Raw genomic sequence first — 23,341 nt, 5'->3', positions numbered from 1 at the left:
GTTGGTGTGTTTTGGTGAAACTACCCCCCCCACCTAAAAAAACCTCCCTGCAAACTCCCTTAACACGCCTCCTGCCTTATAGGTCTTAACATCACTATCACTGTCTAGGCGACATAAGACAGGCACGGTTTGGACATTGCCATTTTTGCGTTCAATAATTAAATCCAAAGTACAGCGAGCCGAGATTTCCCCCTGTACCGAATAAATTTCTGTACCGTCCAAATTCAGCGTTTTACGATTTTCACCGTTCATAAATTGCAGTGGCAACACGCCCATGCCCACAAGATTGGTGCGGTGAATACGCTCAAACCCTTCTGCAATAATCACCTCCACGCCAGCAAGTCGCACGCCTTTTGCTGCCCAGTCTCGGCTTGACCCTTGTCCATAATCCGCCCCTGCAATGATGATTAACGGCTGACCACGCTGCATATAAGTCTCAATCGCTTCCCACATTCGTACGACTGTCCCATCAGGCTCGATGCGAGCCAGCGAGCCTTGTTTTACCGAACCATCATCATTTAATACCATTTCATTAAACAATTTGGGATTGGCAAGCGTGGCTCGTTGAGCGGTCAAATGGTCGCCTCGATGGGTGGCATAGCTGTTAAAATCCGCTTCAGGCACGCCCATTGAGAGCAGATATTCACCTGCCGCCGAGTTTGCCAAAATTGCATTCGATGGCGATAAATGATCGGTTGTGATATTATCAGGCAAAATGGCAAGTGGTCGTAAATTTTTAAGCTCACAGGGCTTTGCCAACGCTCCTTCCCAATAAGGTGGACGGCGGATATAAGTGGACTTTTCACGCCAATCATACAGTGGGCTTTTGGCAGTTTGTGATTTGTCCAAATCAAACATTGGAATATAAATTTCACGAAATTGGGAAGGCTTGACGCATTTTGCGACAATCTCATCAATTTCATCATCAGAGGGGTAAATGTCTTTTAGATAAATCGGCTTGCCATCATGATGGCCAAGCGGATCATTTTCAATGTCAAAACGAATCGTCCCAGCGATGGCATACGCCACAACCAGCGGCGGACTTGCCAAAAATGCTTGCTTGGCATGGGGGTGGATGCGTCCGTCAAAGTTGCGATTGCCAGATAGTACGGCAGTGGTGTATAAATCACGACTGATGATTTCTTGTTCAATTTCTGGTCGTAAAGCACCGCTCATGCCATTACAAGTGGTGCAGGCAAAACCAACGATGCCAAAGCCCAATTTCTCCAGCTCATGTAGCAGTCCTGCCTCTGCTAAATATAATTGGGCAACCTTAGAACCTGGGGCAAAGGACGATTTGACCCATGGTTTGCGAGTCAAGCCAAGTGCGTTTGCCTTTTTTGCCAAAAGACCAGCGGCTACGGTATTTCTTGGGTTTGAGGTATTGGTACAGCTGGTTATCGCTGCGATAATCACCGCTCCGTCAGGCATCAAGCCGTCTGTGCGATTTTCTACAATGCCTGCAATGCCCTTGGATTTAAGTTCGCTCGTTGCCACTCGTGCGTGCGGATTGCTCGGGCCTGCGATGTTGCGAGTTACCTTTGATAAGTCAAATTCTAAAACGCGTGGATAATGGGCATTTGTCATTTTATCCGCCCATAGTCCAATGGTTTTGGCATAAGTTTCCACCAATTTAACTTGGCTTGGCTCTCGCCCTGTTAAGGTCAAATAATCCAGTGTGTTTTGGTCAATATAAAACAGCCCTGCACTTGCCCCATATTCAGGGGTCATATTGGCAATGGTTGCTCTGTCGCCTACCGACAGTGAATTTGCTCCTTCGCCAAAAAATTCCAAATATGCCCCGACCACTCGCTCATTGCGTAAAAATTCGGTCAAAGCCAGCACAATATCGGTCGCACTAATGCCCGCCTGTCGCTTACCTGTCAAATGCACACCCACGATGTCAGGTGTACGCATCATTGATGGCATTCCCAGCATGACACATTCGGCTTCAAGTCCGCCTACACCCACCGAAATTACACCGAGTGCATCAGTGTGTGGCGTGTGGCTGTCCGTGCCAACACAGGTATCAGGGAATGCCACGCCATCACGCACCTGCACCACAGGCGACATTTTTTCTAGATTGATTTGATGCATAATGCCGTTGCCTGCTGTGATGACTTCGACATTTTTAAAGGCGGTTTTTGTCCAGTTAATAAAGTCAAAACGATCATCGTTTCGGCGATCTTCGATGGCACGGTTTTTGGCAAAGGCATCAGAATCATCGCCGCCATGCTCCACCGCCAAAGAATGATCGACAATCAGCTGTGTCGGTACGACAGGATTGACAAGGCTGGGATCGCCGCCTTGCTTGGCAATCGCATCACGCAGTCCTGCCAAATCCACCAATGCTGTCTGACCCAAAATATCATGGCACACCACACGGACAGGGTACCAAGGAAAGTCCAGTTCTTTTTTGTTATCAATGAGTTGTGTCAAATAGTCGCCCAATTGTGGGTCATCGTGGCAGTTTCGCACTAACTGCTCGGCAAGCACTTTGGTGGTGTAGGGCAAGCGTTCATAGGCATTGGGGCGAATGTCATTAATCGCCTGCTCTGCATCAAAATAATGCAGATTGGTGCTTGGCAGGGGTTTTTGATAGTGTTTCATTGCTAAGTTTCCTTTCTTTGGCTGTGAAAAATTTTGGGTTGTGAATATGGGTTTATTGAAAAATGGGGCGTAGGTTAGGTTGAGCCTGCGAAACCCAACAAATTTAATATCGTATTTAAAATGTTGGGTTACGCTATTGCTAACTCAACCTACGACGATTTGCCATAATTGCAAACAAAATTAAAGTGTGCATTGATGGCGGGTTCTTTGCCAATGTCTTGCCATACTGCTTTTTTGGTTTGATGTTGGTAAATAACCAAATTGTTTTTATCGTAGAATTTTACTTGTAAAGGGGCAATTTTTTTAGTTTTGCAATTAACTTTAATGGTTAAAATTTGAGAATGGTATTGCTGATGTTCATCAAATTGTTGTGGGCTATTGTAATCCCTTTTTAAATTATAAATTACTTGATTTGGATTGCTCTTTTTAATATTGTCTGTATCAATATAAATTGCTTTTTCATCTGGATATTCCGCTGGTAATTGCATCCAATTTTGAGAAAAGGCAAAATTAGGGAATAAGAATAAAATTAAGACAATTTTTTTGTGAAATTTCATAAAAATACCTCATTAAAAAATCTTAAAAACAAGGCACATTTTCCCAATTAAAAATATGCCTTGTGTTATGTTAATTACCGCTCATCCATCGGCACAAATGGCAAATTTTCAGGGCCTGTGTAATTGGCACTTGGGCGGATAATTTTGCCGTCCGCTCGTTGTTCCAAAATATGAGCCGACCAACCTGTGGTGCGAGCGATGACAAACAGCGGCGTAAACATTGCTGTTGGTACGCCAAGTTTTTGGTAGGAAACGGCAGAGAACCAGTCAAGGTTTGGGAACATTTTTTTCTCATGCCACATGAGGGTCTCTAGGCGTTCGGCAACATCAAACAACAACATATCGCCACTTTCTTGCGACAGCTTGCGAGCCACTTCTTTGATAATTGCATTGCGTGGGTCGCTAATGGTATAAACAGGATGACCAAAGCCGATGATGATTTCCTTGCGTGCGATACGCTCACGGATATCCGCTTCGGCTTCATCGGCACTGCGATAGCGTTTTTGGATATCATAAGCCACTTCGTTGGCACCGCCATGCTTTGGACCTTTTAAGGCACCAATCGCTCCAGCAATGCACGAATAAATATCCGAGCCTGTGCCTGCGATGACGCGAGCAGTAAAGGTAGAGGCATTAAATTCATGTTCAGCATACAAAATTAGCGAGATGTGCATGGCACGCACTTGCTCTTTGGTGGGGGCTTTGCCGTATAATAGGTGCAAAAAATGTCCGCCGATGCTGTCTTCGTCATTTTCTAAATCAATCACTTTGCCATGCTGAGTGTATTGATACCAATACAGCAAAATAGAACCCAAGCAGGCAAGTAAGCGATCGGCAATATCGCGAGCTTCCGAAGCTGGTTGGCTTTCACGCTCAGGCAAAGTACAGCCCAATGCCGAGACACCTGTACGCATCACATCCATGGGGTGCGTGTGAGCAGGCAGATTTTCTAATACATGGCGGACACGCATGGGCAAGGTGCGATAGCTCTTGAGCTTTTGTTTGTAGGCTTTTAATTCAAAAAAGTCTGGCAAATGCCCATGAATGAGCAAATGTGCCACTTCCTCAAATTCGCACTTATCCGCCAAATCCAAAATATCATAACCGCGATACGATAAATCATTACCACTGCGACCGACCGTACAAAGAGCAGTATTGCCAGCTGGCACGCCTGACAGGGCGACGCTCTTTTTTGCTTTGAAGGTGGTTTGATTGTCTTGATTTGTCATAATCTACTCCTTGTTTGACAAAGTTGGCTAAAATTTTGCAATTTTAGCAGTTGGGTTAGCTGAATAATCCTTGTATGCCAACATGACCGATTTTAAAGGCAAGCAATAGCAACACGCCATAAGTCAGTGCCTTAAAGGTGCTAATGCTTAGTTTGTTGCGTAAATAAATGCCAACAAACAAAAAACCAATGGCAATGATAATAAGCATCAGCATCATCAACCAGTCTTGACGGTCAAAGGCGATGAATTGATTTTTTAGCAAAATAAGCTGTACCAATTTGCCAAGCAGATAGCATAAATTGCTGGCTTTGGCGATTTCATTTTTATCTTTACTATAACTTAATAAAAACATTAATAAAATTGGCGACATGGCATTGGTTGCCCCACCAACCACGCCTGCCATCAAGCCAAAAATTGCCATGCTAAGCGTTGTTGTCGGCACACGCAATTCGGGCAGTTTGCCTTGTAGGCTTAATAAGCCTTGTGCGGCATAATACAGCGTAACCGCCGCCATTATCAGATACAAAAGCGTGCTGGGCAGCGATATCAGTAGCCCCACGCCGATGATACTGCCAATGATGCTTGTGATGGCAAGTACACGATAAGTATAACAATAATGCCAAATCTCACTTGCTATCCATCGATTGCGGTTGGCGATAATGACAAACAGGCTCATCACAAGGCTGGGCAGGGCAACCATTGCCACCGCCTGTGATAACGGCATCACAAAAGCCAGTGCCGTTGTGCCAATCATGGGAAAGCCCATACCAGTAATGCCGTGCAAGATGGCAGCGATGGCAAAGGCAATGGACTGTAGCAATTCTTGCATGGATTTTCCTTATTGACTGCTGCTTGGCTAGGTTTTGGATTTATTAAATGTTTTATCCAAATAATCTTCAAATTGATGATAATTAATGCGTTCATACAGCTCGGCACGAGTTTGCATTATATCCACGACATTTTTTTGTGTGCCGTCCGTACGAATGGCGTGGTATACATTTTCGGCGGCTTTGTTCATCGCACGAAATGCCGACAGTGGATACAGGGCAATGCTAACTTCGGCAGAGGCAAGCTCGGTGGTGTCAAACAAAGGCGTTGCCCCAAATTCGGTGATATTTGCCAAAATTGGCACGCCTGTGGCTTCGGCAAATTCACGATACATATTAAGTTCGGTAATCGCCTCAGGAAACAGCATATCTGCCCCAGCCTCAACATAAGCACAAGCACGATCAATCGCCGCCTGCAACCCTTCTGATGCCAATGCGTCAGTGCGAGCCATCACCACAAAGTCATCACTGTCTCTGGCATCAACGGCAGCTTTGATCCTGTCAATCATTTCGGCGGTGGAAACGATGGCTTTGTTGGGACGATGACCGCAGCGTTTGGCACCAATTTGATCCTCAATATGCATGGCAGCTGCCCCAAATTTGCTCAATGATTTGGTGGTGCGAGCGATGTTAAACGCCGATGAACCAAAGCCTGTATCGGCATCAACAAGCAGTGGCAAATCACAGACATCGGTAATCCGCCGTACATCGGTCAGCACATCATCAAGCGTGCTGATGCCCAAATCAGGCAGTCCAAGTGAGCCTGCCGCCACGCCACCACCCGACAAATAAATCGCCTTGAAGCCTGCTCGCTTGGCAAGTAAGGCATGGTTGGCATTGATGGTGCCGACCACTTGTAGGGGTTTTTCGGCAGCGATGGCTTGGCGAAATTTTAATCCTGCATTCATAAGCACTCCTGTTGATTGGTTTGGTTGTGAAAAATGGTTAAATTAAAAAATTACCCAAAGTGCAACATGGTAAATTTTTACATCAGGTTTTGACTTTTTGGCATAAGGCAACTCCGAGTAGTGCAAGGAAAAACCCACAGATTTGTAGCAAAGACAATTGCTCTTTAAATAACAAGTTTGCTTGTATGGCTGCCAAGGGTGGGCATAGCAGCATTAAGGAAGTTACCTTTACGGCATTATTATTTTGGGCTAATTTCATTAAAAGATAGATGCCTAAGCCTGACAAAACAATGACAGCCCAAAATAATGAAAACCAAAAGTTAAAACCTAAAATAACAGTTTTCTCTTGCAAAAATATTACCAACAATAAAGATATAAAAGCTCCTGATATATTTTGAATGACCAGTGATGGTATGAGTTCAGATGATTGAGTGTAGTGTTTTTGAAACAATAAACCAAGAGTGATTGATATTATTGAGAGTATAGAAATCAAAATAACCAAAAAATTGTAATTATTATTGATTGATAAAGGCAATGATAAATAAATGCCCAATAATCCAAGAATAATACAAAAAGTATAATTGATTCTAAAAGGTTCTGCAAAGAACAAACTTGCAAAAATAAGGGTGAATAAGGGCTGAAGACCACCAAGCAAAGCCATTATTCCTGCTGGCATGCCATTATTGATTGCCCAATAACTTCCTCCTAAATAGATGCCATTACACAAAATGCCAATGATGATATGCTTTGGAATTTCTGTATATTTTGGGTAAGTTTTTTTTAACATATGTGCTATAAAAGCAAAGAGAATGGCTGTGCAAAAAAATCTAATGCCTAAAAAAATATTAGGCGATACGCTACCAACAATCAATCTGCCCACAATAAATCCAGATGACCAGATAAATACAAAGATACCAGATGTCAAAAATAAATTTTTGCTAGACATGATTTTATACCAATGAAAAACAATAATGGAATATTTTCCCATTGTTGTTACAATGATTAATTTTTCTCCAATTCATTTTGTAGAAAAAAAGATATTGGTAATTCTTGATGCTTATCAAAAGAATCATAAGTGTTGGATATGTGCATTGATAAAGTCGACTTCCGTGTAAAAAAGATAAGCATATCTCTAGTGGCAATATGATTTTCGTTTTCTAGAAAAACAGGCGATAGGCTATGTTTTCTTTCGTGGTCTATAATCAATAATGTATCCAAAAAGTGTGTATGACGAACTTGGCTAAGTACATAATCTGGGTTGCATTCATCATAGCGTAAGCCATTTTGTTCTCTGATGTCGTGCACGAAAGTTATCGCACTATCTTGCGTTAAGTTTTTTGCATCAAGTAATACTGTCATTGTATGGTCTACACCATCAGAATGCACCCCTTCCAAGGCTGGCTCTCCTAATAATTTGGGCGTTGTGATTGTTCTTAAATTAAAAACAGTGGAAACGTAGCGATTTGCTGAATAGTCTAAATTTGGTCTTTTCCTGACCAATACATCTTGTATCATAAAGGATTTGAACTTTAATAAAGCCTGAAAAGCGGTATTTAGTTGCAGGTCATCTCCAATACCACGAAATTTTCTAACCATTCCTGAGTCATAGCGAACAAAATCTTCCTCTTTGGAGAGAATAAAGGGCTGGAATTTTAAACGGTGAACTTGATCTTCTTGAAAATTTATCTCAAATCTACCATTTTTTGATTTTCTAAAAGGTAGCGTCGGATCATCTGCCAAAGAATTGCTAACAATCTTTATGGAATCTAAATCATCTTTGGTTGCACCGAAAAATCGCAAAATACATTCCATGTCATTGCCATTTATAAAAACAAATCTGTTTTTGGTATAGGTTTGTTTGATATCGCCTAGAAATAATTTGATGTTATTCATAATATCAACTCAAAAAACTGTTTTATGTGAAGATATTGATTAAATGTCTTTGTAATATGAATAGGTATCTGGTTTCATGTAACAACATTACCACTGCGACCGACCGTACAAAGAGCAGTATTGCCAGCTGGCACGCCTGACAGGGCGACGCTCTTTTTTGCTTTGAAGGTGGTTTGATTGTCTTGATTTGTCATAATCTACTCCTTGTTTGACAAAGTTGGCTAAAATTTTGCAATTTTAGCAGTTGGGTTAGCTGAATAATCCTTGTATGCCAACATGACCGATTTTAAAGGCAAGCAATAGCAACACGCCATAAGTCAGTGCCTTAAAGGTGCTAATGCTTAGTTTGTTGCGTAAATAAATGCCAACAAACAAAAAACCAATGGCAATGATAATAAGCATCAGCATCTTTTAATAATTAAGAATTTTAAAAACTGGCTTATAAATATCGTGCCTTCTGGGTATAAAATTGCTCAATATTTATTCATTGTTGTCAATTTATCATAAAAACAGGCAAAATAAAAGATATTTTTGCTTATTTTTCGAACATTGTAAACAATTTACTGCATGGTCGGTGTTTGGATCTTGGTGTGATTTTGGCTATATTGCATTTATAAATGCCCACAAAAAAGCCAACACGCAGAGATGTTGGCTTTTTTATAAACTGGTTTATTTTTCTAGGCTTTCTAGATAGGCACGCAGCTCGTCTTTTAGGTGAAGTTTTTTGTGCTTCATTTCGTCAATTTCGGCTTTGCGACTGACAGAGGCAACTGGGTCTTTTTCTAGATTGTCGATTTGTGTGTCTAATTCATTATGCTCGTCAAACAGTTTTAAAAAGTGCAAATCGCCTTCGGCTTTTAGCTTACTCATCAATTCTCTGTATTCTGGTAGCATGAGGTTCTCCTTGGGTTGGGCTGAAAAATCAGCATGGTTTATGTGCTTATATTAGCAAGAATGTCGCCAATTATCAAGCCAAACCATGATTGTTGTCAATCGGGCGGCTGGGTGGGGCGAGATTGTGGCTGTTTATGGTTTTGTGAATGTGATGACGGTGTTTGAAAATCTAAAATTTGGTTTGTGCGGTAACTGGGCTATAATAGGCACAACTGACAACAAGGCTGCAAAGCGATTGTCAATGATGATTTTTGTTAAAATAACAAGGTGAGCAAATGTTAGATCAAAATTTATTAGATGCTGTCAAATCTTATAGCGAAAATATGACCCGCCCTGTAGAGCTGGTTATCGGTCAGGGTGAGCATGATAAGCGTGGCGAGCTGGTGGATTTTTTGCAAAAAATCGCCCAAACCAGCGACAAAATCAACTTTGATGCAACCCAAACCGATGCAACACTGTCGCCGATGAGCTTTAAAATCACAACCAATGGGCGTGATACAGGCATTGTGTTTAGTGGTGTGCCGGGGGGTCATGAGTTCACCTCGTTTGTGCTGGCAGTGCTACAATCAGGTGGTCATACGATAAAACTTGATGAAGGTATCCAAAGCCTGATTAAGCGTATCCAAGCACCGCTACAGTTCCAAACCTTTGTGTCGCTGTCTTGCCACAACTGTCCTGATGTGGTGCAGGCATTAAACCAGTTTGCATTGCTTAATGATAATATTAACAGCGAGATGATTGATGGCGGGGTATTTCCTGAATTGGTTGCCGAAAAAGGCTTGCAGGGTGTGCCTGCGGTATTTTTAAATGGTAAGCCATTTGCCAATGGCAAAATTGACACCGCCAAATTGATTGAAAAGCTACAAGAGCAATACCCTGATTTGTTATCAGCTGCCGATGAACCAATGCTTGATACCCAAGATGTTACCGTTATTGGGGGTGGGCCTGCAGGGGCGGCAGCGGCGATTTATACCGCTCGCAAGGGCTTGGCAGTGGCGATCGTTGCCGATCGTATCGGCGGTCAGGTAAAAGACACGCAAGATATTGAGAATCTCATCTCAACACCGCTGACCAATGGCAATCAGCTGGCAGCCAATCTTGCCACGCACATTAAAGAGTATAACATTACAGTCAAAGAGCATGTCAGCGTTTCTGCCATTGAGCCTGTTGAGGGTGGTTATAAAGTTTTGCTAAACACAGGTGCAAGCTGGATATCACGCACTATTATTTTGGCAACAGGTGCCAAATGGCGAAAACTTGGCGTCAAGGGCGAGGATGAAAATATCGGTAATGGCGTGGCATATTGCCCACATTGTGATGGTCCGTTCTTTAAGGGCAAAGATGTTGCTGTCATCGGTGGCGGTAATTCTGGCGTAGAAGCGGCACTGGACTTGGCAGGCATCGTAAACCATGTAACGGTGCTGGAGTTTGGCGATACTTTGCGTGCCGATCAGGTGCTGGTGGATAAGGCGACAAGCCGTGAGAATATCACCATCATCAAATCAGCAGCCACCAGCGAAATCACCACAGATGGCAGCAAGGTCAATGGTCTGATTTATCAGGACAGAACCTCTGGTGAAAACAAAACTTTGCCACTGTCGGCGGTATTTGTACAAATTGGCTTGGTGCCAAATTCAGAGCTTGCCAAAGGCTTGGTGGCAACCACAGCACATGGCGAGATTGAGATTGATACCAAATGTCGCACCAGCCGTGAGGGGATTTTTGCTTGTGGTGATGTAACCACTGTGCCATATAAGCAGATTAATATCGCCATGGGCGAAGGCTCAAAAGCAGGTCTGGCTGCCTTTGAATATCTGATGATGAATGGTTAATGATTTATATAAGCGTTTTGTCTAGGCAGAACGCTTATTTTATTGTAAGTGGTGATTTGCCAACCTGTCGATGATGATTGAATGCTAAATGGGCTGGGTGGTGTATGATGGCTTGTGCTAAGTTGCTAAACAAGTCTTGGTTTTGTTACAATAAGACAAATAAAACAGGAGGCAACAATGAAATTAACTTGGCAAGACACTTTGGATATCGCCATTGCTTTGGCGGAGAAATATCCCGATGTTGATGTGCAGTACATTCGCTTTACTGATTTGCACAGTTATGTGTGCCAGCTTGAAGGCTTCGCTGACGATCCGAACAAATCAAATGAGCGGATTTTGGAGGCCATTCAGATGGCATGGCTTGATGAGTTGTAAACTTAGCAGGTGATAAATTTAGGCGGTTCATTGATGACTGACCGCCTTATTTTAACTGGGTGATTGCCAAGCCACCAAGAGCTTGGTAGTATCAAAGCCCAGCACAGAGCAAGTATCTAGCAATTTTACAATATCCAGCTGCCGTACCGCAGGTGGCATGACATCATGCAGTTCACGCGAGCGAGACCCGACATGGAGACAGTCTTGGTAATTACGACAGTGTGCAGAATCTATTGATTGATACCATCAGCGTATCACCAAGTGCATATTGCGACTCTGCCAATGACAGTTGCATCAGCAGCGTCTGCCCTGTCTGGGTGCCGAGTGTGTATAACCAATAACCACCACGAAAATCTTTGTCCAAGATGGTGCCGCTGATGGTATGGTTGTCATCAGTATTAGCTGGGCTGACATCATGTGGACGAACCAGCACTGTATTGACGGCAGGATTGAGGGCTGCTTTTAGATGCTCATTAAGCGGCAGGGCTGCAAGCTGATGGATATCAATCAGCACACCTTCACCAATAAACTGTGCCACCGCTTGATTGGCAGGCGTGTGATACAGAGCATCTGGGGTATCCCATTGTTGTAGCACGCCTTGGCTGATGACACCGACCTTGTCCGCCATGGCAAATGCCTCGGCTTGGTCATGCGTTACCATGATGGCACAGACTTGCTGAGATTTGAGCAACTGACGCACTTCTTTTGACAGGCTGGCACGCAGCTCAACATCAAGATTGGAAAATGGCTCATCAAGCAAAATCAAACTCGGTGAACACGCCAAGGCTCGCACCAGTGCCACACGCTGCTGCTGACCGCCTGATAATTCGTGCGGATAGCTGTGCCGATATTCACGCATATTGACAAGCTCCAGCATTTCGTCAATGCGGTGATTGGTGGCGGTTTTGTCAAGTTTTAGCCCAAAGGCGATATTATCCGCGACAGTCAAATGCGGAAACAGAGCATAGTCCTGAAACACCATGCCAATCTGTCGCTTGTGGGCAGGCGTGTGCGTATTTTTATCAAACAAAGTTGCACCACGAATGCTGATGCTGCCACTGTCTGGCTTCTCAAAACCTGCAATACAACGCAACAGGGTGGTTTTGCCACAGCCCGACCTGCCGAGCAAACAAGCGATTTCGCCAGTTTGTAATTGCAGACTGACATTATTCAAGATGGGCTTGTTATCAAAGCTGATGGATAAATTATCAATACGCAGCATGGTTGTTCTCAAGTTTTGCTAAATAATTAATATTTTTTAAATATAATACACATTTAACTGGGCGGGTTTTACTCTAATTGACATAGGTCAAATCAAGTATGCTGGCTATTTTTGCCCAATTTTGCTAAATAGTATCACAGGAATCAGCCCTGTCAGTACAATCGCCAGTGCAGGCAGAGCAGCCTTGTCATACAAGCCTTCGCTGGTAAAGGCAAAAATCCGCACCGCCAGCGTATCCCAGTCAAATGGACGCATCATTAAGGTAATTGGCATCTCTTTCATGGTATCAACAAACACCATCAGCAGTGCCACGCCCAGCGACCCTTTAAGCAGCGGCAGATATATCCGCCAGATGGTTTGGATGGGTTTGGCACCCAGTGAGGCAGCTGCTTCAATGTGGCTGTGCTTAATGCGTTTCATGCCAGCGTCAATTGACTGTACGCCCAGTGCCAAAAAACGAATCAGCAACGCAACAACCATCACGGCAATTGTACCTTTAAAAATAGCATTGCTCTCGGCAAATGCAGGCACAGTGTCGATGAGCCAATTATCAAGCCACGCCACAGGCAAAAATACGCCAACTGCCAGCACCGCACCGGGGATTGTGTAGCCAAGTGTTGAAATTTTTGTGGCGATGACACCAAAGCGGCTGCCATCAGAGCGTCCAGCGATTGACAGTAGCAATGCCATGATGGCAACAGCGATTGCCGTCAGCAGGCTAATACTGACCGAGTGCCATATTTGTGCAAATATCTCAGCTGCCACCACTTCTTGCCAGCTTTGTACCGCCCATATAGTCAATTGCACCAAAGGCAGGACAAAGGCAAGCAGCAAAATACCACCACAGTAGGCACTGGCGAGCCATTTTTTGTTGCCTGTCAATATGATACGGCGATGGGAATTCGCCTGTCCTGCCGTCTCAAATCGGCGGCGTCCACGACTTAATTGCTCCATCACCAAAAAAATAAACACCAAGGCAATCAATAGGCTTGCCAGCTGCTTGGCAGTGTCAATAGAAAAAAAGCCAAACCATGCCTGATAAATTGCCGTGGTAAAGGTATCGTAACCAAAGACACTCACCGCACCAAAATCCGCCAAAACCTCCATCAGTGCCAGCATTACACCCCCTGCAATCCATGGGCGAGCCATTGGCAGGGCAAGTTTGACAAAGGCTTGTGCAGAACCCAGCCCCAAGGACGCACCTGCCTCTAAGGCACGATTGCCCATGCTGTCAAAGGCGTTTTTGGCAAGCAGATACACATAAGGGTAGAGCGTCAAGCTCATCACCACCGTCAATCCCAGACCATTTCTGACATCAGGAAGTCCGTTTTGTAAGCCCCAAACCGCACGCAGGTAGCTGCTAATCGGCCCTGTATAATCAAAAATCCCAAGTTGCACAAAGGCAAGCACATAAGCTGGCACCGCCAATGGCAGCATCATTGCCCAGCCAAAAAATCGCCTAAGCGGAAATTGCGTCATCGCCGTAAGCCATGCAGCTGTTGTGCCCAAGATTGCCGTGCCAATGCCCACGCCAACAACCAGCAGCAGAGTGTTTTTTAGCAATAATGGCAGCTCATATTCCAACAAAAATTGCCAAATCTCGGCATCAAAATCACCCAAGGCAGCGGCAATCACCGCAAGCGGAATGATAACGAGCAAGGCACACAGTATCAGCCAAATACGAGCAAAAAATAAGGATAAATTCATCATAATCCAAATGATAAGTTTGATTAATTTTCCATCATAAACAGCAAGCTATCTTTATTGACTTGGCTGGCTATTTATTAAGATTAACAAATGCAGCAAAATCCTTGGCAACAAGCCATCATCATTTGATTGGATATTCTTGATAAAATGATAACCAAAAATATACAAATACGCAATTTGTATAACAATCAAGATTGAATGACAATTATTCTTGTTTTCATTTGAAAATTGTTTTATTATAATAGCACAAGATTGGCAGGATTTTTATAAAACTTGCAAATATGATGCAATCTTTGTGAAATATATCGCACATTTGTGGATATGATGACAAAATTGCAAATTTTCACCAACAAAAGGATTGATTATGAAAAAGTTATTTGCCGCATCACTGGCTTTGGCGGTGGCAACGCCAGCATTTGCCAACGAAATCGTGGTTTATTCGGCACGCATTGACGAATTGCTAAAGCCAATCGTTGATGCCTATCAAAACAAAACAGGCGTAAAAGTAACGGTTGTTAGCGACAAAGCAGGGCCGCTGGTCGAAAGACTAAAAGCAGAAGGCAAAAACACCAAAGCCGATGTGCTAATTACCGTTGATGGTGGCAATCTGTGGCAAGCAGCTCAAGCAGGCGTGCTACGCCCAATCAACTCAAGCGTGCTAAAAGCCAATATTCCATCGCACCTACGAGACCCGAATAATCAATGGTTTGGTCTGTCTGTGCGTGCAAGAACGATTTTTTATAATCCAAAAACAGTCAATGCCAGCCAGCTTTCTACCTATGCTGACCTTGCCAGCCCAAAATGGAAAGGCAAACTGTGTCTGCGTACCTCTAGCAATATCTACAGCCAATCGCTGGTAGCAACAATGATTGCCAATAACGGTCAAGCCGCTACCGAAAAAATCCTAAAAGGCTGGGTGGATAATTTGGCAACTGCACCGATTGCTAACGACTCAGGGGTGATTGAGGCGGTTGAGGCTGGTCGCTGTGATGTCGGCATTGCCAACACTTATTATTATGGTCGCCTGTTGGACAAAAAACCTGCACTGGCAAACACGGTCAAAATTTTCTTCCCTGACCAACAAGGCAAAGGCACCCATGTGAATGTCTCTGGTGCTGGCGTGGTAAAATATAGCGACAATCCAGTCGAGGCACAAAAGTTCATTGAGTGGCTATCAAGTGCCGAAGCCCAACGCCTATATGCTGATCGCAACTTTGAATATCCAGCAAGCCCACGCGTAGGCTCAGCTCCATCGGTCGCTCGCTGGGGTGCATTCAAGCAAGATTTTATCAATGTCTCGGTGGCTGGCAAAAACCAACAAAAAGCCATCATGTTGATGAAAAAAGCAGGTTATAAATAATCTGCCAAACCTAGAGAAAACAAAACACCCTGCTTTCAGGGTGTTTTTATTTGGTGTGGCTTGAGCTGATTGAAGCGGTGCTTGCTTGTCAAGGCATAAAAAGAACAAAAGCAGGGTGTGCCGCTTTACTTTACCAAACCTGTCAGGCGATGAGCTGGCTTAGGATTTGTTCATAAATTTTGGTGAGATTTTCCAAATCATCAATCGCAACACATTCATCAATCTGATGAATGGTGGCATTTTTTACACCCAGTTCTACCACTTCGGCATTCATGATGGGGGCGATGAAACGACCATCAGAAGTGCCACCTGAAGTGGACAGTTGGGCGGTTGTGCCTGTTACTTGCTTGATGGCGGAGACCACTGCATCGACAAATTGACCTTTTTTGGTCAAAAATGGCTCACCAGAGAGGCTCCAGTCAATCTGATAGCTTGCTTTGCTGTTATTGAAATGCTTGTCAAAAATCTCATGGGTCTTTGCCTTGAGGCTGTCGGCGGTATTTTCGGTGCAATAGCGGAAGTTAAACAGGACTTGTGCATCTTGGGCGATGACATTGGTTGCACCTGTGCCGCTGTTTATGTTGGAGATTTGCATACTGGTGGCAGGGAAATATTCATTGCCCGTATCCCATGCTGTTGCCACAAGTTCTGCCAATGCAGGTGCCAGTGCGTGCATGGGATTGATTGCCAAATGCGGATAGGCGATATGACCTTGTTTGCCAGTAACGGTGAGTTTGGCATTTAGTGAGCCTCGGCGACCATTTTTAATGACATCGCCCAGTGTGTTGGTGCTTGATGGCTCGCCAACCAAGCAATAATTCATTTGCTCGCCACGCTGTGCCAATGCTTGTACGACCTTATGTGTGCCATTAATCGCCACACCTTCTTCGTCAGCGGTGATGAGCAGCGAAATATCCCCTTTGTGATTGGGGTTTTTGGCGATGAACTGCTCGCACGCCACGACAAAGCAGGCAATGGCGGTTTTCATATCGGCGGCACCACGCCCCCAGAGCTTGCCATCTGCTATCGTTGCCGAAAAGGGCGGATAAGTCCAAAGGCTCTCATCTCCCACAGGCACGACATCGGTATGCCCTGCAAAGCATAGGTGCGGTGCGGTGGGGTTGCTTCCTCTTTTTTTGGCGTATAGGTTATTAACCTGTGCGTTTTTGCCTGTGTCGCTTGGGTCGCCAAAGTGCATAAATTCGCATTCAAAACCCAATTTGTCCAAATAATCAGCAATCAGCTGTAGGCAGTTGGAGTTATCAGGGGTAATGGACGGCAGACGAAGCAAATCAATGCTTAATTGTAAAGTTGGTGTCATAAAAACTCTCAATAAATTCTTACAAATTTTTGATAAATAATCCAAGTAACCAATTGCCACGCCACAGGCTGACGATTCATACAGCAGGCTGATTGGCTTGGTTGTCGCACAGCTGGCGGACTAGGTGCTGTCTTTTACCCATCTGACCAGCTTGTCATTTTCCATGATAAATGGCTGGGCGGTGGGCTGATTATAATCGATGGCGTATTTATTTAATAGATAGTCATAGGCTGCGTCTTTGCTGGCGAACTGTATCGCTTGATAGGGCTCTTGAAATGAGAGTTTTTCAAGGAATAGATAGCCAGTTTTGGCAGGCACCAAGACACCAACATGACCGATAAATAGATAATCACCGTCCAGATTGTCATGCATGACTACCGATAGCATGGTGGCAGTGTCATCAAGGCGAATATTGGCAAATTGTGCCTGCATTTTTTTGGCGTGTACTGTTACATCGGTGGTGGCATCGGTTGCCACGCGTGCAAATAGTTGATTGAACTGTTGTAATTCTTGGGCATTTAATAGCTTGCCAGTCTCAACAGCCTCACGATCCAAGAACAGTAAGCGATCATCTGCTGGCGTGTTGGTGCCGATTTTGATGGTATTTTTTAGCAGCATAAAAGTATTCAGGCGGCAGTTGGTGCCGATAAACCAGCCCTTTTTTGCTTGCCAGAGCTTGTCAATCTGCACCACATCATAGTTAGGCTGCTCGCTATTGACAAAGCCATCTGTCAGGCTGGTGTTTTCGATGGTGGTGTTATAGTCTTGGATCCATGCCATGACAGTATCAACCGAACTTGGGTCTAGGTATTGCACCAGCGTATCACGCATTTGTTTGCGACTTGTTTCATCGCTTAGGTTTGATAGCGTGATGGTCTGCTGTGTGCTGGCTTGGCTCGTGGTTTGGTCGGTAGATTCAATCTTGGTAGGCGTGCAACCAAACAGCATCAGGGTGATGGTGGTGGCAAGTAGGGCGTGCTTCATATTCAGATACCTGTTGTGGTGAATTGGTGGGACATTAGCAAATCAGCTCATCACGCCGCAACCAAGTTGCAATCGAAAACCGTCTGCGGTGCGTGATGGCGACTTGGTGCAACAGATTGCTATCAAACAGCACTAGGCGATTGCGTTGTGGCAGCAGCTGGGCTGTATTGTCTTGCTTATCAATCACACAAATCGCACCGCCATCACAAGCCTGCCAATTGTCATTTAGATAAAAAACTGCCGAAATCACTCGCTCATCACGACCTTTGGGATTGTCGGTATGCCACTGATAACCAAATCCAGCAGGATAGCAGGCATAATGAGCCTCGCTGCGGCGAATGCCTGTATAGAGCGTCTGGTTAAAGTATCGCCCCAGCTGATTGATTGATTCAAGATATGCCGTGCCAAAAGGGCAGTTGTCATCAATCCAGCGAATGCTATCGCCACGGATATTTGCCTGCCGTTCACCGTGTGTCAAGGTTGCCTCGCGATACTCAACAAAGCCACTTTCTGCCTGCAACTTGCCCAAATCAGCCTCGTCAAATACCTCATCAAGCACCATAACACCTGTGCTGATAAAGTCGTCAAGTTTTGGCTCGATTAGGCTTTGCCAATTGACATCAAATGCTGGCATATTGCTCCTTTGTGATTATCATCTTGGGTTTGGTTGTAATTACGGATTAATTATTGGTTAAAAATTAGTAACAGATAATAAGTGATGGCTATATTCTGCACTGCCACCACCAAGCCATCATAAAAATATCGTAGAGACAGCAAGAATCTTATCGCTTAACCTCTGGCATTATTATAAATCATTTGGTTGATTTTTGATATTGCTAATAGTAATGACAAATAATAATCAACCAATCAATATTAATCCTTGACGACCATGCGTTTTAATTTGACCGTGTCAATTGTACAACCAGCGTATCTGTGATAGTATAGCATTTATTTTAAGCAGTTAAATCATGAACTATAAACACGCCTACCACGCTGGCAACTTTGCTGATATTGCCAAGCATATTTTGTTATTGCAGTTGCTTGCTCAATTCTCCACCAAAGGCAAGCCATTTTATGTGCTTGATGCTTATGGTGGTCGTGGATTGTATTCGCTTGAGGCACTTGAGGCGACCAAGACAGGCGAGGCACAGCTGGGCATCAAAGCATTGGAGCGGGCAAGTGCTGATAACCCACCAAAGGCGGTGCGTCAATATTTGATGGATTTGGCACACGCTCGCAAGATTTATGATAAGCATGTTTACCCCGGTTCGCCGTGGTGGATTGCCAATCATGCCAGCAATCACAGCGAACACGCTCCTGTGCGTGCCGAAGCCTTTGAGGCGGTGGCAGACGAGTACGATGCTCTTAATTACCAGTTGTACCAATTGCCAATCGGTATCCACCATCGTGATGCTTTTGAGGGCGTGCCTGCGGTCTTGCCACCCAAAGAAAAGCGAGGCATTGTCTTGCTTGATCCGCCGTTTGAGCAAGAGCATAAGGATTTTGGTCGCTTGGTGGATTTGTTGGTTGCCAGCCACAAAAAGTTTGCCACAGGAACTTTTGTACTTTGGTATCCAATCAAAAATCTGGAAGCGGTAACGCTATTTTATAAAAAAATGAAACGCACAGGCATCAAAAAACAGCTGATTTGTGAGTTGAATTTATACCCCAATGATGTCGCAGTTGGGCTAAATGGCACAGGACTGCACATTATCAATCCGCCTTGGCAGTTTGATATACACGCCCAAGAGATTTTGCAGTATTTGGCACCGATTTTGCAGCCAGACAACGCTCCAGCAATGCCCATTGAGCAGATGGCAGTGGTTCAATGGTTGGTTGGCGAATAGCTTGGCAAGCATTAATTGGTTATTATTTATACAATTTTTGGCAAAATTCATCAGCTGTTTGGGTAATGCAGCCAACAAAGCAAAATGCAGTATGCAATTTGATGAAGTGCTTTTGCCACAGACTTGTTATTTTTCGGCAGTTGCCGCTTTGTGATTATTGAAAGTAAAAAGGCAAATCATGTCAGATCGCCAACACATAAACAGTCAAAAAAACCCACCAGAGCATGACGGCATTACCTTTGAGGTGATTGAGCCTGCTGGTGATAAACCAACCTTGACCAAAGGGGTGTATTTGATTCCAAATCTTATCACCACCTTGTCGTTGTTTGCAGGTTTTTATTCGATTATCCTAAGTGCCAATGGGGAGTTTTATCGGGCAGCGTTGGCGATTTTTGCTTCGGCATTTTTGGACGGTATGGACGGCCGTGCCGCACGCTTGCTCAACGCCCAAAGCCCCTTTGGCGAGCAGTATGACTCTTTGGCGGACTGCGTGGCATTCGGGCTGGCTCCAGCCATGCTGGTTTATAGTTTTGCTTTGCAGCCTTTGGGGCGGTTTGGCGTGGCGTGTGCTTTTGTTTATGTGGCGTGTGCAGCATTTCGCTTGGCACGCTTTAATGTGCAGATTGGCACGGTGGACAAAAAATACTTCATTGGACTTGCCAGCCCGCTTGCTGCCTTGCTTTTGACCTGTGCGGTGTTGGTGTCGTTAAAATATGTGCAAGCCGACCATCATGCCGATGCACTCACTTGGTTTTTTGCCAGCTGGGTGATTGCCTGCGGTCTGTTGATGGTGAGTAATATCAGATACTATTCCTTTAAGGAATTTGATAAGCAAAAAGTACCATTTGTGGTGTTATTGCTTGCTGTATTGCTCTTTGGCATCGTGCTTTATGATGTGCCAGTTGGGCTATTGGCGATTGGCGTTGCCTATGTGTTATCAGGGCTGGTAACGACTTTTTATAAATCTTAACGAAAAATACATTGTATTAATATTAATCACAGCTTTTTAAGAAATTAAAAAGCTGTTTTTATTTTACTAACAATCAAGTAACTCCGCACGGTTTTTGCTCAAATATTTGCAGTGCCAATTTTATAGCCATAAAGGAAAATTGTTTAAATGGAATAAAAGCACATTTTTATTATGATAATAATTATCAAATGAGTTAATATATCAAATAATAATCAATTGATTTTGATAATAATACTTATTATAATGTAACAAAATCAATCAATAAATAACCCATCAGAGTAGACCGTCATGCTCGTGTTTATGCGTGAAAAAATCTGGACAAATCTAAAAGTTGCCAGCCGTATCTTGCTTGCAATTGTTGGCTCTTATATTATTGCAAGTTTGATTGCTTTGTTGCCACTGGCGTTACCGATATCCACGATATCTGCGATTACTTGGGGGAGAATTATTGCTGTTGTGGTTGCTTGTTTGATTGTGCTTTGGGTTTTTTTGATTAGGTCTTTGTTCCAAGCGTGGCTTATGATTTTGACCATGATTTTTGTGCTATTTTTGCTGTGCTGGCTTATGATACCCAATTTTCTTTAGCATTGCTGCTTTTGCTTGATTTGAGTGGGATTTATGATGAATACTAAGACAAAACAAGCTGTCAAAAAGGCAAATTTTCGCCAGATTCTCGCCCCTGTGCATACATGGACAGGGCTTATTTTGGGCTGGCTGTTATTTTTGATATTTTTTATGGGGACTTTAAGTTATTTTAAAGATGAAATCAATATCTGGTCAATGCCGCACATTTACCAGCAAATTGGCAAAAGTCAGGATTGGCAATTGGCCGCCGCTGCCGAGTATGCCGTGCGTAACTATCCTGATGCCAAGCAGATGTTTATTGATTCTGGTGATGACAGATCGCCGCTGACAATCAGAGTGCAACCAAGCAATGATCGCAACAATGTGCTGCAACTTGTCGCCAGTCAAGACGGCAGGTTTGTCAGTGCCGACAATTACAGTCAGGGCGGTGAATTTTTTTACCGTTTGCATTTTGATTTGCATTATATGCCTGTTCGTTATGCCAGATATTTGGTGGGATTTGCCTCCATGATGATGCTGATTGCCATCATCACAGGGGTTGTGATACACAAAAAGTTTTTTGCTGATTTTTTCACTTTTCGAGCCAAAAAAGGTCAGCGTTCTTGGCTTGATGCACACAATGCTTTGTCGGTTCTGCCTTTGCCGTTTCATTTTTTTATCACCTTTACGGGGATTATTACACTGGTTGGTATGTATTTGCCATTTTCAGAAAAAGTTGCAGGCGTATCTGGTGATGCCAGAGCACCATTTTTGGCGTTTGATTGGTGGGCAAAACCCAGCGAGGGTGTCAAGCCTAGCCCGCCACCTGATATTTATCAGTTGATTGACAAAAGTAAAAAATCGTGGAAAATCCAGTCAGATTATGCAATTGCCAGAATCAGCATTAATTATCCCAATACCAGCGACATGACTGTTGCCATCGAAGCTGATGTGGATAAGCAGTTTTCAGTCATTCGTCCTTTTTATGTTTATAATCAGCAGTCTGCCTTGATTCGCCAGACGCCACCCATTCCATCTGGCGTGCTGGCACAGACAGCATTGGTTGGCTTGCATGAAGGTAAGGTTGCTGATTATTGGCTGCGTGTTATCTTATTTATACTTGGGGCGTTGGGCGTTGGCATGATTGCCACAGGTCTTGTTTTGTGGACAATAAAAAGAAAAGAAAAATTAAAAGCTCATCAGCAGGCAGGTTTTGGTTTTGTGCTGGTTGATGGACTAAATATCGCAACCATCATGGGCTTACCCTTGGCAACAGTGGTATTTTTGTGGGCAAATCGTATTTTACCAAGCCAGTATCTGGGCAGGGATAATGCCGAAATTTTGATATTTTTTATAACATGGGCTGCCGCTTTGGTGTTGGCGTTTATTTTGCCCAAAAAATTAGCATGGGCATTCTTGGGCTATGCCACAGCTTTGGCTTTGTTATTACTGCCTGTAGTCAGCATGGTGATGACCGATAGGGGTTTTGTTGATAGCTGGATAAACAAAGATTGGCTATTTGTGATTGCAGATATTTTATTTGTGCTATTTGCTTTGTTGTTTTGTTATATCGCTCACAAAATCTGGCAATATCAGCCACCAACACGCCCAAAGAAACGGTCAGCAATGGAGCAGCTATGAGTGATTGGCTGATTTATCTTGTTATATTTATGGCAAATTTTTGGGCTTTGCTGGCACTAATGATGATAAGCAAACGACATTCCAAAAAATTCCACATAGCAAAGCCACAATTATTAAGCAAATTGGCTTATATTATGATGGTTGTTAGTTTTGGCTTCGTTTTTATCACGCAGCAACCTGCTTATTTTGGTATGGCTTGGTTTTTGCTATTGAGTTTGGCCGCCGTATTAATCTACCTTGGTTTGGTGATTTATGACCATCATCATGGAACTAAAATCAAACCATGATTTATTTTTTATATAAAAATCAATAAGTTGAATAATTTTTTACATTATTTGTGAATTTTGTTATTGACGGGTAATTTTTTTCTGCTATAATAGATTTCGTTTTCAGCGTTACACAATTTAATCGTAATGTCGAAATAAAAATTAAAAAGGTCTTGACAACACAAAATCCTGTGATAAAATAGTCAGCCTTGATTAATAATACAGACGATGTATTATACACTATTTAAAATCCAAACTAAAGAACAACTTGTGTGGATTTTTGTCAATACAAGATACTTAAATAAATTAAAAAATAAATCATTTATTTATTATC

20 protein-coding genes and 1 pseudogene are annotated in these 23,341 nt (G+C 43.5%); 6 read left to right on the top strand and 15 right to left on the bottom strand.

Translation table 11 applies throughout. From position 1 onward, the window contains the following. Window positions 1–33: 33 nt before the first annotated feature. From acnD to BW928_RS02830, 10 genes and pseudogenes are all read right to left on the bottom strand, one after another. On the bottom strand, window positions 34–2,610 hold the full coding sequence (gene acnD, locus BW928_RS02865) for a Fe/S-dependent 2-methylisocitrate dehydratase AcnD (RefSeq protein ID WP_076554743.1): 2,577 nt from the start codon (window positions 2,608–2,610) through the stop codon (window positions 34–36). A gap of 149 nt (window positions 2,611–2,759) precedes the next feature. Continuing rightward, complete coding sequence (locus BW928_RS02860; RefSeq protein ID WP_076554742.1) at window positions 2,760–3,167, bottom strand: surface-adhesin E family protein; 408 nt, start codon at window positions 3,165–3,167, stop codon at window positions 2,760–2,762. A 74-nt stretch (window positions 3,168–3,241) separates the two neighbouring features. Beyond that, a complete protein-coding gene (gene prpC / locus BW928_RS02855; RefSeq protein ID WP_076554741.1) occupies window positions 3,242–4,396 on the bottom strand; it encodes a bifunctional 2-methylcitrate synthase/citrate synthase in 1,155 nt (384 codons plus the stop codon). 55 nt (window positions 4,397–4,451) lie between these two features. Then, window positions 4,452–5,225, bottom strand: coding sequence for a sulfite exporter TauE/SafE family protein (locus BW928_RS02850; RefSeq protein WP_076554740.1), 774 nt, complete (start codon window positions 5,223–5,225; stop codon window positions 4,452–4,454). 27 nt (window positions 5,226–5,252) lie between these two features. Beyond that, complete coding sequence (gene prpB / locus BW928_RS02845) at window positions 5,253–6,131, bottom strand: methylisocitrate lyase (RefSeq protein WP_076554739.1); 879 nt, start codon at window positions 6,129–6,131, stop codon at window positions 5,253–5,255. An 82-nt stretch (window positions 6,132–6,213) separates the two neighbouring features. Then, the gene (locus BW928_RS02840; protein ID WP_076554856.1) at window positions 6,214–7,077 is read right to left on the bottom strand and encodes a DMT family transporter; all 864 of its coding nucleotides are present in this window, start codon (window positions 7,075–7,077) and stop codon (window positions 6,214–6,216) included. Window positions 7,078–7,133: 56 nt separating this feature from the next. Beyond that, complete coding sequence (locus tag BW928_RS02835; protein ID WP_076554738.1) at window positions 7,134–8,024, bottom strand: 2OG-Fe dioxygenase family protein; 891 nt, start codon at window positions 8,022–8,024, stop codon at window positions 7,134–7,136. 86 nt (window positions 8,025–8,110) lie between these two features. Then, window positions 8,111–8,218, bottom strand: a pseudogene (locus tag BW928_RS12210) (hypothetical protein); the annotation flags it as partial. Window positions 8,219–8,273: 55 nt separating this feature from the next. Further along, complete coding sequence (locus tag BW928_RS11600; RefSeq protein WP_158078448.1) at window positions 8,274–8,426, bottom strand: hypothetical protein; 153 nt, start codon at window positions 8,424–8,426, stop codon at window positions 8,274–8,276. Window positions 8,427–8,693: 267 nt separating this feature from the next. Beyond that, the gene (locus BW928_RS02830) at window positions 8,694–8,918 is read right to left on the bottom strand and encodes an HP1242/YdcH family protein (RefSeq protein WP_076554737.1); all 225 of its coding nucleotides are present in this window, start codon (window positions 8,916–8,918) and stop codon (window positions 8,694–8,696) included. Between the two features lie 275 nt (window positions 8,919–9,193). On the opposite strand from BW928_RS02830, the gene ahpF reads away from it, so the two are divergent. After that, a complete protein-coding gene (ahpF, locus tag BW928_RS02820) occupies window positions 9,194–10,750 on the top strand; it encodes an alkyl hydroperoxide reductase subunit F (RefSeq protein WP_076554735.1) in 1,557 nt (518 codons plus the stop codon). A gap of 177 nt (window positions 10,751–10,927) precedes the next feature. Beyond that, entirely contained in the window at window positions 10,928–11,125 is a 198-nt protein-coding gene (gene iscX / locus BW928_RS02815; protein WP_076554734.1) for a Fe-S cluster assembly protein IscX, read from the top strand. A gap of 211 nt (window positions 11,126–11,336) precedes the next feature. Here the strand turns inward: iscX and BW928_RS02810 are convergent, their stop codons facing one another. Continuing rightward, complete coding sequence (locus tag BW928_RS02810; RefSeq protein ID WP_076554733.1) at window positions 11,337–12,347, bottom strand: ABC transporter ATP-binding protein; 1,011 nt, start codon at window positions 12,345–12,347, stop codon at window positions 11,337–11,339. A gap of 105 nt (window positions 12,348–12,452) precedes the next feature. Further along, window positions 12,453–14,054 (bottom strand): ABC transporter permease, encoded by a 1,602-nt coding sequence (locus BW928_RS02805; protein WP_143821514.1) that lies wholly within the window; start codon window positions 14,052–14,054, stop codon window positions 12,453–12,455. Between the two features lie 364 nt (window positions 14,055–14,418). Here BW928_RS02805 and BW928_RS02800 point away from each other — a divergent pair, with 364 nt between their 5' ends. Beyond that, window positions 14,419–15,414: a Fe(3+) ABC transporter substrate-binding protein gene (locus BW928_RS02800; protein ID WP_076554731.1), complete on the top strand. Its 996-nt coding sequence runs from the start codon at window positions 14,419–14,421 to the stop codon at window positions 15,412–15,414. A 142-nt stretch (window positions 15,415–15,556) separates the two neighbouring features. On the opposite strand, the gene dapE is transcribed toward BW928_RS02800, so the two are convergent. The 3 genes from dapE to BW928_RS02785 form a co-directional block, all read right to left on the bottom strand. Continuing rightward, window positions 15,557–16,735: a succinyl-diaminopimelate desuccinylase gene (gene dapE, locus BW928_RS02795; protein ID WP_076554730.1), complete on the bottom strand. Its 1,179-nt coding sequence runs from the start codon at window positions 16,733–16,735 to the stop codon at window positions 15,557–15,559. 120 nt (window positions 16,736–16,855) lie between these two features. Further along, window positions 16,856–17,719, bottom strand: a complete 864-nt coding sequence (locus tag BW928_RS02790; RefSeq protein WP_076554729.1) for a DUF4300 family protein — start codon at window positions 17,717–17,719, stop codon at window positions 16,856–16,858. Between the two features lie 34 nt (window positions 17,720–17,753). Continuing rightward, on the bottom strand, window positions 17,754–18,353 hold the full coding sequence (locus tag BW928_RS02785; protein WP_076554728.1) for a 2OG-Fe(II) oxygenase: 600 nt from the start codon (window positions 18,351–18,353) through the stop codon (window positions 17,754–17,756). A gap of 334 nt (window positions 18,354–18,687) precedes the next feature. Between BW928_RS02785 and BW928_RS02780 the strand changes: the two genes are divergently transcribed. The 3 genes from BW928_RS02780 (at window position 18,688) to BW928_RS02765 (ending at window position 22,741) form a co-directional block, all read left to right on the top strand. After that, window positions 18,688–19,566 (top strand): 23S rRNA (adenine(2030)-N(6))-methyltransferase RlmJ, encoded by an 879-nt coding sequence (locus BW928_RS02780; protein ID WP_076554727.1) that lies wholly within the window; start codon window positions 18,688–18,690, stop codon window positions 19,564–19,566. A 178-nt stretch (window positions 19,567–19,744) separates the two neighbouring features. After that, the gene (pssA, locus tag BW928_RS02775) at window positions 19,745–20,536 is read left to right on the top strand and encodes a CDP-diacylglycerol--serine O-phosphatidyltransferase (protein ID WP_076554726.1); all 792 of its coding nucleotides are present in this window, start codon (window positions 19,745–19,747) and stop codon (window positions 20,534–20,536) included. 621 nt (window positions 20,537–21,157) lie between these two features. Further along, window positions 21,158–22,741 carry a PepSY-associated TM helix domain-containing protein gene (locus BW928_RS02765; RefSeq protein WP_076554724.1) on the top strand — a complete coding sequence of 528 codons (1,584 nt, stop codon included), beginning with the start codon at window positions 21,158–21,160 and terminating at the stop codon, window positions 22,739–22,741. The last annotated feature ends 600 nt before the right edge of the window (window positions 22,742–23,341 follow it).

The sequence above is a fragment of the Moraxella cuniculi DSM 21768 genome, assembly GCF_900156515.1.
In the GTDB taxonomy this organism is placed as follows: Bacteria; Pseudomonadota; Gammaproteobacteria; order Pseudomonadales; family Moraxellaceae; genus Moraxella; species Moraxella cuniculi.
Note: the sequence above shows the minus strand (reverse complement) of the source record. Positions and strands in the feature narration are given on the sequence as shown.

Coding starts and splice junctions, on each gene's coding strand:
- acnD (WP_076554743.1), bottom strand. CDS start 2,610: ATGAAACACTATCAAAAACCCCTGCCAAGCACCAATCTGCATTATTTT.
- BW928_RS02860 (WP_076554742.1), bottom strand. CDS start 3,167: ATGAAATTTCACAAAAAAATTGTCTTAATTTTATTCTTATTCCCTAAT.
- prpC (WP_076554741.1), bottom strand. CDS start 4,396: ATGACAAATCAAGACAATCAAACCACCTTCAAAGCAAAAAAGAGCGTC.
- BW928_RS02850 (WP_076554740.1), bottom strand. CDS start 5,225: ATGCAAGAATTGCTACAGTCCATTGCCTTTGCCATCGCTGCCATCTTG.
- prpB (WP_076554739.1), bottom strand. CDS start 6,131: ATGAATGCAGGATTAAAATTTCGCCAAGCCATCGCTGCCGAAAAACCC.
- BW928_RS02840 (WP_076554856.1), bottom strand. CDS start 7,077: ATGTCTAGCAAAAATTTATTTTTGACATCTGGTATCTTTGTATTTATC.
- BW928_RS02835 (WP_076554738.1), bottom strand. CDS start 8,024: ATGAATAACATCAAATTATTTCTAGGCGATATCAAACAAACCTATACC.
- BW928_RS11600 (WP_158078448.1), bottom strand. CDS start 8,426: ATGCTTATTATCATTGCCATTGGTTTTTTGTTTGTTGGCATTTATTTA.
- BW928_RS02830 (WP_076554737.1), bottom strand. CDS start 8,918: ATGCTACCAGAATACAGAGAATTGATGAGTAAGCTAAAAGCCGAAGGC.
- ahpF (WP_076554735.1), top strand. CDS start 9,194: ATGTTAGATCAAAATTTATTAGATGCTGTCAAATCTTATAGCGAAAAT.
- iscX (WP_076554734.1), top strand. CDS start 10,928: ATGAAATTAACTTGGCAAGACACTTTGGATATCGCCATTGCTTTGGCG.
- BW928_RS02810 (WP_076554733.1), bottom strand. CDS start 12,347: ATGCTGCGTATTGATAATTTATCCATCAGCTTTGATAACAAGCCCATC.
- BW928_RS02805 (WP_143821514.1), bottom strand. CDS start 14,054: ATGAATTTATCCTTATTTTTTGCTCGTATTTGGCTGATACTGTGTGCC.
- BW928_RS02800 (WP_076554731.1), top strand. CDS start 14,419: ATGAAAAAGTTATTTGCCGCATCACTGGCTTTGGCGGTGGCAACGCCA.
- dapE (WP_076554730.1), bottom strand. CDS start 16,735: ATGACACCAACTTTACAATTAAGCATTGATTTGCTTCGTCTGCCGTCC.
- BW928_RS02790 (WP_076554729.1), bottom strand. CDS start 17,719: ATGAAGCACGCCCTACTTGCCACCACCATCACCCTGATGCTGTTTGGT.
- BW928_RS02785 (WP_076554728.1), bottom strand. CDS start 18,353: ATGCCAGCATTTGATGTCAATTGGCAAAGCCTAATCGAGCCAAAACTT.
- BW928_RS02780 (WP_076554727.1), top strand. CDS start 18,688: ATGAACTATAAACACGCCTACCACGCTGGCAACTTTGCTGATATTGCC.
- pssA (WP_076554726.1), top strand. CDS start 19,745: ATGTCAGATCGCCAACACATAAACAGTCAAAAAAACCCACCAGAGCAT.
- BW928_RS02765 (WP_076554724.1), top strand. CDS start 21,158: ATGAATACTAAGACAAAACAAGCTGTCAAAAAGGCAAATTTTCGCCAG.